General features: G+C 72.0%; 6 protein-coding genes. All 6 read right to left on the minus strand.

Features of this window, described 5'->3' with window-relative positions; translation table 11 throughout:
- Positions 1-81: 81 nt before the first annotated feature.
- The 6 genes from ACFYTT_RS01525 to ACFYTT_RS01550 are packed head-to-tail and all read right to left on the minus strand — an operon-like array spanning position 82 to position 13,956.
- A complete protein-coding gene (locus tag ACFYTT_RS01525; protein WP_387257038.1) occupies positions 82-1,917 on the minus strand; it encodes a hypothetical protein in 1,836 nt (611 codons plus the stop codon).
- A complete protein-coding gene (locus ACFYTT_RS01530) occupies positions 1,910-6,385 on the minus strand; it encodes a DUF6603 domain-containing protein (protein ID WP_387257040.1) in 4,476 nt (1,491 codons plus the stop codon). Before ACFYTT_RS01530 ends, ACFYTT_RS01525 begins: the two co-directional genes overlap by 8 nt.
- Positions 6,386-6,387: 2 nt before the next feature.
- A complete protein-coding gene (locus tag ACFYTT_RS01535) occupies positions 6,388-7,662 on the minus strand; it encodes a ComEC/Rec2 family competence protein (RefSeq protein ID WP_387257042.1) in 1,275 nt (424 codons plus the stop codon).
- Between the two features lie 33 nt (positions 7,663-7,695).
- The gene (locus tag ACFYTT_RS01540; protein ID WP_387257045.1) at positions 7,696-10,128 is read right to left on the minus strand and encodes a LamG domain-containing protein; all 2,433 of its coding nucleotides are present in this window, start codon (positions 10,126-10,128) and stop codon (positions 7,696-7,698) included.
- A complete protein-coding gene (locus ACFYTT_RS01545; RefSeq protein ID WP_387257048.1) occupies positions 10,125-10,310 on the minus strand; it encodes a hypothetical protein in 186 nt (61 codons plus the stop codon). The genes ACFYTT_RS01540 and ACFYTT_RS01545 overlap by 4 nt, the downstream gene beginning before the upstream one ends.
- A gap of 52 nt (positions 10,311-10,362) precedes the next feature.
- Positions 10,363-13,956 (minus strand): hypothetical protein, encoded by a 3,594-nt coding sequence (locus ACFYTT_RS01550; RefSeq protein ID WP_387257050.1) that lies wholly within the window; start codon positions 13,954-13,956, stop codon positions 10,363-10,365.
- Positions 13,957-14,031: the final 75 nt, after the last annotated feature.

Here is a 14,031-nt window from a genome sequence, read left to right on the forward strand (position 1 = left end):
CGTGCAGTCCGGCGGCGCGCGGGGGTCAGCGCGCCGCCGGCCGCGTGCCGGGCCGCCCTGCCGACGTGGGGGCCGCCCGGTTCACGTCAGGAAGGTCACCCGCTCGGCGGTCTCGGTGAGCTGCAGCGCCAGATCGCCCGAGTCGAGTTCGGTGGGGGCCACCCCGAGCGCGTCGGCGATCGCCGCACCCAACCCGGCCACCGGCACGGTCCGCAGCGCGCCCAGCGGCAGCGGACCGACCGGCGTCGGGGTGGCCGTCACGCCACCCGGGGCCCGCAGTGTCTTGCCGATGGTGCCGTCGCCGAGTTGCTCGACGGCGAGGTGCTGGCCCTCCGGCGGTTGGTGCAGGTCCAGCCGGGCAAGCTCCCCCTGGAAGAGGCAGAGCAGGATGTCCGGCGTCAGCCGCGCGGTGCGCCAGGGCGTCAACCGCCGGGTGCCGGCCGGGTCGGCGTACGCGTCGACGAGCAGCCCCGGGTAACCGGGCACGACCGCCGACCGGATCAACGCCCCGGTCACCGTCGGGAACTCCAGCGGCGGCGGATCGTCGGCGTCCCGCTGCGCGTCGGCCGGACCGAGCCGCCCGATGCTGGTCGCGCCGTCGACGAGGTGTCGGATCCAGCGTTGGTCGAGACCGACGAAGCGGATGCTCTCCGCCGGGAGCAGCTTCTCGTCGGGCAGCAGGTAGGGCAGGGGCACACCGTCCAGTTGCGCGAGGTTGCGCAGCCAGGTGAGCAGGCCCTCCGGCATGTCGGTGTCCGCCGCCGGCACGGCCAGCGGGTAGTCGACCGGAACGGTCTGCTTGGCGGCGATGTCCCGGCGACGCCGCCAAATGTAGAGGCTGCTGCTGATGTCGGTGCTGCGCAGCGCGAGCAGCCGACCGAGCTGCCACGCCGCGGCATGGCTGACGTCGAACATGCCGACGTCGGTGTGCAGCCTCAGCAACGCGTCCGCACTGCGGGCCGGGGTGACCGGCCCTCCGTCGGTCGCCCCGGTGCTCAACGGTCCCCGGTACCAGCCGATGCTGCGGCCACCCTGGCGCAGCCGGTGCCGCAGCGGCACCAGTCCCTGGGTCAGGAACCCGTTCGCGGTCGCGTTGCCCACGTCGGGCAACCGCAGGTCGCCGCCGTCGGAGGCCAGATCCCGCACCAGCCCGGGAAACGAGTGGTCGGCGCTGACGCAGGCGAACCGCCAACTGGCCAGGCTCACCAGCGGCACGGTGGAACCGCCGGTGCCACCCCGGCCCGGATGCGGCAGGTCGAGCCCGGGGGCACCGAGTCCGTCGGCCCGGAACCGGTGCTCCAGCGACACCAGGTGCACCGTGCTGGTCGTACCGTCGCCGGGCAGTCGGTTGCCGACGACCACCGCCGCGTCCGGGTCGGCATCCGGCCCGGTGCCACCCCGGACGTGGGCCAGCAGCCGCAGCTCGGCGTACGCGGGCATCAGGCTGGTCAGCAGAGCGGCGGGCACGTCGATCACGGTCACCGGGTCGTCGGCGGAGTCGTGTCGCTCCAGGACGGTCGCCTGCTCGGGCAGCCTGCCCTCCCGGGTCAGCGCCCCCACCGTGGTGGTCCGTGGCTGCGGCTTCTCGTCCTCGTCGAAGAGCAGCAGCGCCAACCACGGCGGACGGTCGTCGCCGCCCCCGCCCGGATCGCGTTCCCAGGGCAGCGAGGGCCGGTCGAGCACCACGTGCGGCAGCACGTTTCCGTGGTCGCCCAGGCTGCCGTCGGGTGGGAAGACCGCGCGGATCGCGGTCGGTGGCAGGGCGAACCGGTCGCCGCCGACGCTGAACCGGCGGCTGGTGCCGAACGACTCCGTCGCGGAGCCGACCGCGACGGTCTGGGTCACGGTGATGGCGTAGTCGCCGGCCTCCAGCGCCGGGCGTCGGTGCGCGGCGAACGTGACGGTGTTGTCAGACATGAGCGGCCACCCGGGGGATCTCGTGGAACTGGCTGGTGTCGAAGCCGGTCAGGTCGACCGACGCGTCGGGCAGCAGGTCCGTCAGCAGCCCGGCCCGGGCAGCGGCAACGGTGGGCGCCGTCATGCTGCCGACGATCAGCTTCGCGCGTTCGGCGTCGCTGCCGTCGAGGTCCGCCACCGCCGCCGGGGCACGCAGCCCGATCGCGTCGGAGACCTCGAAGAGGGCGGTGTCGGCCTGCACCGCGCTCCGGTCCAGCCACGCCGGCTCGGGCGTCACCGTCGGGCGGGGTGTGATGGTGTACCCGGTGAGCAGATCCGGCGTCAGTGCCGGATCGGTCGGCGACGGGGTGAGCCGGCCACCCCACAACGCGTTCGGCAGCCGCTTGACCACCGGCCGGTAGTCGAACTGGTCCTCGGCCGGGACGCCGTCACGGGTGATGGTGATCCGGTGGGTGGCGGTCGCGTTCCCGACGGCCACCCCCATCGGGCCGACCCCGAACCGGGTGCTGCCCGCGTCGGCCGGCAACGCCGCCTCGGCGGTGCCGGTGCCGCGCCTGCCCCTGCTGCTCGGGACGCTGCTGTCGGTGCTCAGCACCAGCGTGGTCGGGTCGACCACGCCCAGGTCGTCGTCTGCGGCGTCGGCCGCCGCCCGATGGCTGTCGCCGCGCAGCGTGACGCTGACCAGTTCGGCCGGGGCCGGCAGCAGCGTCGACCGGAAGCCGGTCCAGGACAACGGCGTCGGGCCACCGCCCCGGTCGGCGCCGAAGGAGATGCGGATCGACGTGACACGCAGGTCGATCGTCGCGGTGCCGCCGAAGTCCGGGCCCCACAGGTCGACGTCGGTGCCGACGTGCACGTTGATCGTGTGCGTACCGAAGAAGTGGTACGTGTACGACGCCCCGATGCTGACGTGCAGCGACGCCTCGTAGTGGTACGGCTGCCACGAGATCAGGAAGTCCATGGCGGCGTCGAACCAGGCGCGCAGCGACCCGTCCTGGTAGACGGCACTGAGCCCGCCACCGGCCATCAGGGCCCCCGGGGTCAGCGCGTAGTACGCCGACCCGGACATGCTCAACTGTGGCGAGACCTGCCAGGAGAACCCGAGCCGGGGCACGGTCGGGTAGTGCGCCGGCACCGGGTAGTGCGGGTGATAGCCACCGGCGGTCAGCACGAAGTCCCCGGAGTGCTCGCCGGCGAACCAGGTCGAGAACGCGATACCGCCGACGAGGTGACAGGCCCGCGACAGCAGGTAGGAGTTGCGCGTCAACTGCGCCTGCACGCCCAGGAACCCGTCGTCGGGTACGAAGCTGGCCCGCAGCGCCAACTGCACCTCGGCGACCGGGGTGACCGCCTCGGTCCCCGGCGCGCGGGCCGGCAGGGTCAGCGTGGACAACCCGAGCACGTCCAGTTCGAAGCGGTGTCCGAACGTCGCCGCGACCAGCACGAACGAGTCGAGCATCTCGAACGAGCTGACGTGCACCCCGGCGGTGAGCAGGATGTCCCCGACCGACGGGGGCAGCCACGTGGCGAGGCTGCGCAGCTCGGCACCGAGGCTGGTGCCCGGCGCCGCCGCTCCGGTCGCCTCGGCCACCAGCGGGAACGACGCCACGTCGTCGACCGGCGGCAGGACCAGACGCCGGTGGTAGCCGAATCCGGCGGCGATGCCCCGGACGTGGAAGAACGGCGGCCCACCGACCGGGGTGTCCAGGTACGCGTAGACGAAGACCGACGGCCCCGCCGGCAGTTGCGCGTACGCCCCGATCGCGGCCAGCGACAGCGACTCGGTGCGCAGCTGCGCCATGCCGCCGTACGCGGGATAGCTGACCCCCTCGTACTCGATCTCCGACCGGAGGAACGCGCCGGTGATGCTGACCGGGCCGGCAGCGTAGGACAGGCCCATCCCGGACAGCCCGAACGACGGCACCGAGAGCGGGTCGGTCAGCGAGATCCCGACCTCGAGCCCGTCCAGGGAGAGGGTGAGGCCGGCGACGGCGACAGACGCGTCCAGCAGCAGCGCGAGGCGCGGATCCTGGCCGTCGTGCTGCCGGAAGGCGACGCCGACCCGGGCGAGCTGGACCGGACCGAAGGCGCGCTGCACCGGGAGCCAGGAGGTGTTGTCGCCGGTGACGGTCTGCTTCGGTGGCGCGGGTACCGGCCCGGCCGGCGGGTTCGCCGTCCCGTTCACCCCGCTGACCGGCACCGACACCGGCTGGCCGAACGGTCCGAGGCGCAGCGTCCCGTCGACGGTGAACCCGGCCGGCAGACCTGCTGCCGGCAGCGCGGGTATCTCCGCCGGCAGCAGCGCGTTCAGCGCGGTGACGTCGGCGGCACCGAGCGCGGCGGTGGCCGCCACGACCCGGAGCAGGTCCATCCCGATCGTCGTGTCGCCGGTGAGATGCTCGCCGACCACCGGCAGGTCGGCCAGGTCGACCGTGAGCGCGAGGTCGACCCCGAAGACGTACGCCGTCCCGGTCCCGTCGACCGGCCGGGTCAGGGCGAAGAGCAGGTGCCGGGGGTCGACGACGATGCCGTGCGGCACATAGCCGGCGGCGGTCGGGGAGACCGCACCGACCAGGGCACGCACGTCCGGCACCGGATCGGTGGAGGCATGGGTGTACGAGGCGGCCAGCCGCCGCGCGGTGGCGTCACCGGCCAGGTGCAGGTCGAGCTGCGGGTGGAACGTGCTGCCGTCGCCGACCGGCACCGCGAGCGCGATCAGCCCGTCGAAGGAGCGCTGCGCGGTGTCGACCGTGACGGTGATCGCCACGTCGGTGTCGTCGACCGGGAACCGGGCCTGGCCGGTGACGAAGACCCGCTGGGTGCCGGTGGAGACGTCGACGCCGAGATTGTCGATGGTCAGGTCGGCCAGCGGCGCCGGCAGGGTGAGGCCGTCGAAGCGTTCGGCCAGGGACTCCACCGCCGGCCCGATCGGGATGAGCTGGCCGGGTCCGGTCTCGCCGGTGAACTCCCACTTCCGGTCGGGGGCCGGGTCGTAGTCGGCGGTCATCGTGACGGTGACGTCGTCGATGACGAAACCCGCCATCGCCTGCATCTGTGTACCGGTGGTGTCGTGGTCCAGGTCGAAGGTGAGACTGGTCAGCTCGACCTGGTCGGTGAGGAACCAGTTGCCCGCCACCACGATCTCGCCGCCGAACGTGGTGCCGGTCGTGCCGACCGGCAGGTTCACGTCGGCCTGGAACCGGGTGATCGCCAGGTCGGGCAGGTGACCGGGATCGGCGCCGGTGAAGTGCTGGTAGACCTCGCGGATCCGCAGCGGCGCGTCGCCGTAGAGACCGCCGCCGAGGTGCCGTGACCTCGGGTCGGCGACGAGTTGCAGGGTGCCCTCGTCACCGATCCCGAGCAGCCCGTTGACCAGGAACGACGGCGTCGCACTCGGGCCCGGTCGGTCGACCCGTACGGTCAGCTCCAGGGCCTGCAGTTCCAGCAGGTCGTCGACGATGACCCAGTCCGCCTCGGCGCGGACGGTCAGCGCGATGTGGTTGATCGACCAGGTGCCGCCGCTGTGGGCCAGGCAGACCACCACCTCGCCGAGACTGATTCCGGCGTCCGGGTCGATGTCGAACGGCAGGGTCAACCGGTCCAACCCGGCGAGGTTGGCGACGTCGTCGAGGGTGAGCGCGCCCAGTCCGCTGAAGTCGGCGGCCAGGATGATGTCGTTGTCCCAGCCGGCGACCTGGGCGGAGAGCAGCACCCGGTGGCTCTGCCCACCGGTGCGGACGTCGATCGCGCCGGTGAGGACCAGCACTGCGACGACCTCACTGTCGGCGGTGTGCAGGTTGAGGTCGGGGGCGCCGAAGATCTCGTACCGCAGGTCGGTGACGTCGAACAGGCCGAGGGGGAGGGTCTCCCCGTCGGCGCCGTAGAGGATGACGCTCGGCACCGTGGGGTGCGGCAGCGGGTAGCCGTCCGGTGCGAGGGTGACCATGGTGATGTCGCCGACGACCGGGTGTGTCGTGCCTGGGAACAGCAGCGCGATGGCGGGCATCTCGCTGGTGATCCGCAGGTCGCCGGTGAAACGCATCGCCGCGTCGGCCGGATCGGGCGTCGGGTCGGCGCCGGTCGGTGCCAGCACCGCCGTGTCCAGCGTCATCAACGGTCCGGTGAAGCGCAGCGTGGCCAGCAGGGTGCCGGCCAGCGCCGGGAAGGTGTCTGCGAGCGACCAGGTCGGCGCGCCGGTGGCGGCGACCCGTACCCCGGTGACCGTGTCCGCGGCGAGGGCGAAGCGGGCGGTGACCGCCAGCCCGGCGAACGGGCCGGGTGCGCCGGTGCCGTGGACCTCGACCGCGTCGGCCTGGTCGACGCGGACGCAGTCGGTCAGGGTCAGTCGGCCGGTGGGCAGGAAACGGCCGAGATAGGTGGCGTGGTCCGCGTCCAGGCTGGACAGCGGCAGGTCGAGCCGGCCGGTGGCGACCGTGGCCAGCAGCGTCTCCAGGGTGTGCCGATTCATGATCAGGCCGTCCAGGCGATGTCGAGGTTGCCGTGCGACCCGGTGATGTACACCGGGACCGGGATGTCCATCTGCTGGACCTTGTACCGGCTCACGTTCATGTCCCAGCACCATCCCTTGTGGGCGGTGGCAGGGACGCGGCCCGTGAAATTGTCGATGTACTTCTCCACCGTGGGCCAGGCCGGCAGGTGGTGCGAGGTGCTGCCCTCCCGGGCCGCGCTGATGATCGCCTCCGTCTTGGGTTTCACCACGTCCAGCAGTTCCTTCGAGCCTGACGTGACCTTGCTGCCGTGGTGGGCGATGTGCATCACGTCGACCCCGGTGATCCGGGTCTTGGTCGGTGCGGCGTACTTGCCGGCTGCGATCAGGTAGTGCTCGGTGCTGGTGGTGGCGTCACCGCAGAGCAGCAGCTTCTTCCCGTGCGCCTCGATCAGCAGCACCAGGCTGGCGCGGTTCCTGGCCTTCTTGGTGTCCTTGTCGGTCTTGTAGTCGTGCGCGACCCCGCCGGCGAGGATGGTGACGGTGCAGGTCGGCTCCGCGATGATCCGGATACCGCCCTTGTCGTCGAGACGATCCACCTGGTCGGCGGCGGTGGCGGCGACCACCGCGGTGCCGTCGAGCGTGATCTCGCCGCGGACCACGCTCTGGTCGGACGGATCGACCTCCAGGTTGTGCACCACCTTGAAGATCTTCGTGGCGTCGGCCATGTGCTTCCGGAGCCAGTCGATGGCGCCGACGTAGTCCTGGCTGTCGCCGCTGTGGTAGACCCGCCCCACCGTCATCTTCCGACCGGTGCGGTCCTCGTCGAGCACGGACGTCAGGTAGTTGTAGTGGTCCTCGTCCGGATGGGTGAAGACCATGACGTCGATCGTGCTGCTGCCCAGCAGATAGCGGGGCACGTTCAGGCTGTTCCAGATGTGCTGCGCGTGCGCCTCACCGGTCGTGGTGTCCAGGGTGGTCGAGCCGCAGTCGACGAGCACCGTCTTGCCGCCGGGCGTCTTGAACACGATGCAGTCGCCCTGCCCCGACCGCAGGAACGTGGCGTAGAAGTTCGTGTCCGCGCGTGCCCCCACCACCGCCGGCGTCGATCGGGTGACCGGCTCCAGGGTGGTGGCCAGTTGCAGCAGTTCCACCGATATCTTCGCCGCGATGGCCGCCTTGTGGGCGGCGTCGGTCATCGCCTTCTTGGCCTTGACGTCCTTGCGTTCGGTGTTCTTGGGTGCCTTGCTGGAGTCGGTGGTCTTGCTCGTGGTCCGCGTCCGTTTGCCGTTCGGCATCGTGCCGTGCTCCTCCGCTTCGCTACCGATGACCTAGAACGGGAAGTGCCGTGCCAGATCGAGCAACCGGCGCAGGTCCGACTCACCGATGCCGGTGGATCCGAGACGCAGCGAGGTGAACGACGCGGTCCGGGCGAAGATGTCCCGCAACTCGTCGGAGCCGGTGTTGCCGTCCTTGAACAGGAAGCCCTCGGGACGGCCCTCGATCCGGTGCCAGAACTTGTTCGCGTGATGGAACCTCAGGCTCGGAAAGGTCCCCTGATTCGCCGGGACATCCGCCTGGAACAACTCCAGGAACACCTGCTTACCGGCTGCCTGGTCCCGCCGTTCCACCCGGAGATGGCCCTCGCCGCCGCTGACCGCGACCTTGTCCACCCGCATCGACGTGAACACGCCCAGGCGGGCGAAGATGTCACTCAGGTCGTCGCTGGTCGGCGGTCCCCACTTGAACATGAACCCGTCGGGGCGGCACTCCAGCCGGTGCCAGAACTTGCCCGCGTGGTGGAACCGGATGCTCGGGTAGGTGGTCACGTCGGCGGGTGTCTCCGACTGGTACAGCTCCAGGTAGATCTGGTTGCCGCCGGTCTGACCCTCGCGGCGCAACTGCAGGTGCTCGGTGGCGGCGCGTACGGTCAGTTTGAACGGCGCGGCGGTGCCGCCCACCGCGACGTTGTTGCCGATCGGGTTGATCGCCAGCGGTGCGCCGGAATGCGACTGGACCCAGGAGTACGTCCGGTCGTAGCCGAGCCGTAGGTTCGGCGCGTTGGTCGGCCCCACGATGAGGCTTCCACCGTTGGCATCGGTGAACCGGTCGAACAGGTGCAGTTTCGCCGACGCCGTCCCGGCACCGAGCGCGACCTGGGTGCCGGTGAACAGCAGCGGGCTCCGCTCCACGTCGACGCTGACGAACCCGTCCTGGAACCCGGGGACGTTGCGGTACGACAGCACCACCGGCGCGTGACCCGGCGTGGTCAGCCCGTGGACCGGCCCGATCCCCAGCTCCAACCACTCCTCGGCGGCGATGGTCGTGTCCTGCTTCGGGGTCAGCGTCCACATCGCCCGCTCGTCGTCGATCAGCTTGTCGACGTCCCACGCCACACCGGTGGCACCGGTCAACGCCACCTGCACCGCACCGACCTGGCCGGCCGTGGTCAACGCCCAGTCCCGGGTCTCGTTCGCCAACTGCACGTCGAACGAGAGGACCAGCGCCGACGCCCGCTCCTTGCCGACGGTGGCGGAGCCGGCCAGTGCGATCGCCACCCGGCGGGAGACGTTGGCCACCCGCAGCCGCAGCGAACTGGTGCCCGACCCGTCGCTGAGCACCCGGTTGCCGCCGACGAAGGCGACGTCCAGCGGGATGTCCGGTCGACCCCGGTGGTTCACCACCTCCAGCGACTGCTGCCGGGTGCCGACGATCTCGCTGGTCTCACCGGTGTAGCCGAGCCGCTGATAGGCCAGTTCGACCCGGGTCACCCGGGTGCCGTCGGTGCCGTCCGCGCGCAGCCCGGTCAACGGCAACTCGACCGACGCGGCGGCCGGGACGACCGCGTTCGCCGGACCGCGCAGATACAGCTCCGTACGGGCCTCGTTGGCGGCCAGCGCCCACCCGCTCGCGGCCAGCCCGACCGTACTCGCCGGGGCGATCGTGCCCGGCCGCAGGCTCAGGGTGAGGTGCCGGTTCGTCACCGACGGCGCGCCGCTCAGCGGCCAGAGCGTGATGTCGTGCCGGGACGAGTTGGTCACGCGCAACGTGAGCGTCTGGCTGGTGGCGGCGTCGTCGATGTACAACACCGGCTGCTGGTCGACGTTGGCCAACTCGAAGTCGAGCGGGTGGGTGCGGACGAACGACGTCACCGGCGACTCGTCCACGACCATCAGCTCGGTGACCTCGGCAGCGCTCAGGGCCGTGCCGTACAGCCGTACCGCGGCCACCGACATCGGCTGGTACTGACTGGCGTTGCCGGGTGGCCGCCCGACCACGAAGCTGCTCTGCACCGTCGGCGGCGCCCCGACGTTTGCCTCCAGCACCACCACACCGTCGAGGTGGATCCGAAGCAGCGTGGTGCCCCGGGTCACCGCCAGGTGGTGCCAGGTGTCGTAGGTGAACAGGCCGGCGCCGCTGGAGTACCTGACGTTGGTGCCCGGCAGGTCGGCCATGATGCGGCCGAGCACGTTGACGTGCACCCCGTAAAGGTCGCGGCCCATCAGGGTCTGCATGCCCGAAGTCTGGGTGGGCACCCGGAACCAGCCGCACATCGTGTAGGTCGTGTACGGCGGCAGGGTCGCGGGCGAGACCACGGCGTCGCCGACCCCGTCCAGGGTCAGCACCGCACCGAACTGGTCGTCCGGCGACACGGTCGGGTTCCCTTCGAGCCGGCCGTCGAGCTGCCCCTTGCCGTAGTCGACGACGACGTTGCCCGGGGCGATGTCGTCGAGCTGCCAGAACAGCAGCGGCTCCGGGCTCATGCCGACCGCACCGGGGTGAGACGGGCCTGCTCGGCCTCGACGGACGGGGCCTGCATCTGCGCACCGGCCTGCCGGCCGATCGTCTCGATCAGCTCGTAGACCCGGACGTACGGCAGTTGGCCGAGCGCCTCCAGGACCATGTTCGTCTGTTCCAGGGACAGGTCGAGGGTGATCTGTGGCATCGGGTCGCCTTCTGAGTCGAGGTGTGGACGTGCCGGAAGAGGGGGAGAGCGGTCAGACGGTCGGGCGCTGACGCAGGCTGAGCCAGCCCTCGCGAGCGGTCAGCGCGGTGGGGAACGCCTCCGCGAGCTCCGGGGGCTCGGCGACCTCCACCCAGGAGGCGCCGTCGCGTTCGCGCCACGACCAGACCCGGTCCGGGTCGGCCGCCGGTGTGACCAGCGCCGGCGCGTCGGCCTCGGTCAGCACGGGCGCTGCCAGGAAGCCGACCTCCAGTCGGGCCAGCGCATCATGGTGGTGGGCGGGATCCAGCCGGCAGGAGACCGTCGGCAGCACCCCGGTGGTGGCGTGTACCGCCCCGGCCGGCTCCACCAGCGCGGTCAGTGTCAGCGTCGGCAGGTCGATCCCGACGGCGAGCGGCGGGTCGCCGTCCTGCTCGGCCAGCGTGACCACGTCGTGGTACTGCTCGCCCAGGGTGCCGTCCGGCTGCTCCCGCCAGAAGCCGAGCGTGCCGTCGCCCAGCCGCCCGTGCTCGCCCAGCCGCACCGGGAACCGGACGGACGGGTACGCGTTGCTCTCCCGCCCGACGCGGCGCAGATCCTGCCGGAAGACGTTCCAGTCCTGGTGGATCACGGGCAGCCCCGGCGCCTCCAGATCGAGTGCCAGCCGGACCACCGCCACCGGCCGACCGACCAGCACCGCCCGCGCCCGATGCTGCCCCGGGTCCTCGGGCTCGACCGCGTCCAGCGACTCGTCGAGCCGGGACACGAACTCGGCCAGCCCGTCGGCGCCCAGCCCACGCAGCCGCTGCACCACCGCGCGCAGCCGCACGTTGCCGATCGACCCGACCTCGGTGACCGGCCCCTGCGGGGAGGACTGCCACCACGCCTGCCGTGGGGCGGCCGGGTCGGCGGTCAGGTAGAGCGTGCCGAGCCAGTCCCCGTCCGCCGCGTACACCCGCAGCCCGTCGTCGAGCGGATCGGGCAGCAGCCACCCGCAGACCGGGGACGACTGCGGCAACCCGCTCAGCGCTCGCCCGGCGGCCTCGGCGTCGAGCAGGTCCAGCCGTACCCGCGCCGGCACCGCCAGCCGGGGCGGCATCGCCACCCAGGTCGGCCGGTTCGGCATGCTCAACCAGGTGGTGGTCCGGGGCTTGTCGGTGTCGACGTCGTACCCGATGCCGAAGCTGTCCACGATCCGCAAGCGCCGCACCCGCAGCGCCCCCGCCCGGACCGGGTTGAAGTCGCTCAGCGGCACCGGCGCGTGCCGCCCCTCACCCGCCACCGCCTCCTGCACGAGCGCCGCCAGCGACCGCCCGGCTGGAAAACCCAACGGGTCGGTGATCGGCAACTGACGCACCATCTGCAGCATCACCAGGGCGTCGTTGAAACCACCCAGGCTCTGCGCCAGGTTGCTTCCCTCGTGCGCGGCGAGGTGTCGGTACGCCGTCGCGAGCGTGCCCAGCCGCGCGTCGTCCTGCTGCGCCGCGCACCAGTCCAGTAGCGGTCCCGGGTCGTCGTCCAGTTGGTCGGCGGTCCACGGGTCGAGTCCCGCCGCCGTCCGCTCGTCGTTCGCCCGGGCCAGCGGTGTCCCGCGCAGGTACCGCATGATCCGGGTGGAGAGCACCGGCCGCGCCGACGCCGACAACACCGTGCTGCCGGTGTAGACGTTCGCCGCCGTGTCCAGCACGTCCTTCTCCGCCCGGGGGCGCAGTTCCCGGTCCCCGTCGGGCAGCTCGTAGTTAGTCGTGACGAACGCCGGGTCGAAGTCCCGCCCGGACGGGTCCAGGTTGTTGCCCGCCCGCGCCGGGAAGAACTCGACCTCCCAGTGCAGCAGCACCGGATGCCACGGCTGACCCGTCCACGACCGCAGCGCGGGATGTTCCGGTTGCCCGGTGGCGAGCTTGGTGGCCAGTGCCGCGAGCAGGTCACCGAGGCGGGTCACCCCGGTTGCGGTCCGCAGGTCGGCCTCGGAGACGGCCAGCTCCACCGCCAGGCACGGCAGCAGCCCGTCCGGCTGGTCCGCGCCGTCGCGGCCGTACCGGTCCGACGGGGTGGCCGCCGCACCGGTGAGCAGCACCACCGGTTCGTTCGGCACCTGGTACGGCGTACCCGGGACCTGTTGCAACTCGAACCGGCTCCGCGCGGTCGCCGCCGCCGTGGCGTTGACCGTGTCCAGCGCCGACTGCGCGGCCTGCCGGGCGGCCTGCAACCGGTGCGCCAGACTCGTGCCGGTGTCCACCGGCGGCCAACTTCCCAGCCTTGCCAACCGGGCGGACAACGCCGACACCTCCCGTCGCAGATACCAGCCGACGAGATCCGGGTCCGGATAGTCCTCCCGGGCACCCGGTGGCGGGTACGCACAGACCAGGTACCGGGTCCAGTCCGCGAAGATCCGCCGCCGTGCCCCGGCGACCTCGGCCGCCGCCGCGTCGTACGCCGACTGCGCCTCGTTCAGCGCGACCAGCAGGTCGCCGAAGCTCCCCGGCAGCGCCAACCGTTCCCGGGCCTGGCGCTGCGGCACCGTGACCGGCGCCCCCTCGTCCCCGCCGTCCAGCGGGTCGTCCTGCCGGCGGACCGTCCAGGCCACCCCGGAGGCGACCGTGCCGAACGACGCGGCATGCCGGGCCTGAGCCAGCCGGGCCGGCAGGTCCAACACGCCGCTCTCCAACTCGTCGGCGACGGTCAGCGCCTCCAGCAGCTTCTCGGTCTGCGTCTCGGTCACCCCGGGCAACACCGCGCCGAGGTGCGCGGCGAGCGCCTCGGTGGCGGTGTTCGCCACCCAGACCCCGCTCTCGGAGTCGGTCGTCGGGCCGGGCACCGGCGCCCGCTTCGCCGTCGCGGCGAAGGTCAGCCGACCGAAGCAGAGCATCCGCGCCGGAGCGTCGCCGCCGGTGTCGGCCGGCACCGACCAGTCCAGTTCGTCGGCGATGGTCTGCGGCCAGCTCCGCCCGGCCGCCGTCGCCACCACCGCCAGCAGTTCGTCGTCGGCCGTCTCGGCATACCAGCCGACCACGTCGTAGCGCAGGCCGTTCGGCGGCGGCACCGCCCCGTAGCCGTCGTCGTGCAACCCGAACACGCTCGACGAGTTCGGATAGAACGCGGCGAAGGTCGGCTCGCCGTAGCCGAGCGCGGTGAGCGCGGCCACCCGGTCGGTCGGCACACCGGGCCACGCCGACAGCGGCAGCTTCCGGCCGAGATACCGCCACGGGCGTCCGGTGGTGCCGCGTGGATCGGCCGCCCGCAGCGGATAGGTCACCCCGCCCCGGTCGACGTCGCCCAGCGCGTCGCTCTCCACCATCCAGCGGTCCTGGGCCCCACCCGGCGCGGTCCGGGTGACCAGCCACCGGTTCGGCACCCGGGGCAGGTCGACGGCGGGCGCACCACCGCCGGTCGCGGCACCGTGCGTCAACCGGGTCAGCGCGTCCGGCAGTGACCAGTGCAGGTGGATGCCGGCCGGCAACAGCAGGTCCTGCTGGAACGACCCGGGCAGGATGGCGTCGCTGAGGTTGCGCTCACCGAAGTCGGCGTCCCGGCCGGTGCTGGCGTCGACGTACGGCAGGCGGGTGAAGTCGGCGGTCGGTCCGGTCACGGTCCGGTCGGTGGCGAGCCACAGGGCGTCCACCCTGACGGGCACGGCGAGTATGCGCATGGTGATGCGTTCCCCAATGGTTGCGGCGTGGTCGCTGCGGTAACGCCGGTTCACCGTAGGGCAGATCGGAGCGCG

The organism is Micromonospora sp. NPDC003816 (assembly GCF_042874705.1).
Classification (GTDB): domain Bacteria; phylum Actinomycetota; class Actinomycetes; order Mycobacteriales; family Micromonosporaceae; genus Micromonospora.

Bases quoted from the DNA above. Each gene is read 5' to 3' on its own strand.
- ACFYTT_RS01550 (WP_387257050.1), bottom strand. From the start codon at position 13,956: ATGCGCATACTCGCCGTGCCCGTCAGGGTGGACGCCCTGTGGCTCGCC.
- ACFYTT_RS01530 (WP_387257040.1), bottom strand. From the start codon at position 6,385: ATGAATCGGCACACCCTGGAGACGCTGCTGGCCACGGTCGCCACCGGC.
- ACFYTT_RS01545 (WP_387257048.1), bottom strand. From the start codon at position 10,310: ATGCCACAGATCACCCTCGACCTGTCCCTGGAACAGACGAACATGGTC.
- ACFYTT_RS01540 (WP_387257045.1), bottom strand. From the start codon at position 10,128: ATGAGCCCGGAGCCGCTGCTGTTCTGGCAGCTCGACGACATCGCCCCG.
- ACFYTT_RS01525 (WP_387257038.1), bottom strand. From the start codon at position 1,917: ATGTCTGACAACACCGTCACGTTCGCCGCGCACCGACGCCCGGCGCTG.
- ACFYTT_RS01535 (WP_387257042.1), bottom strand. From the start codon at position 7,662: ATGCCGAACGGCAAACGGACGCGGACCACGAGCAAGACCACCGACTCC.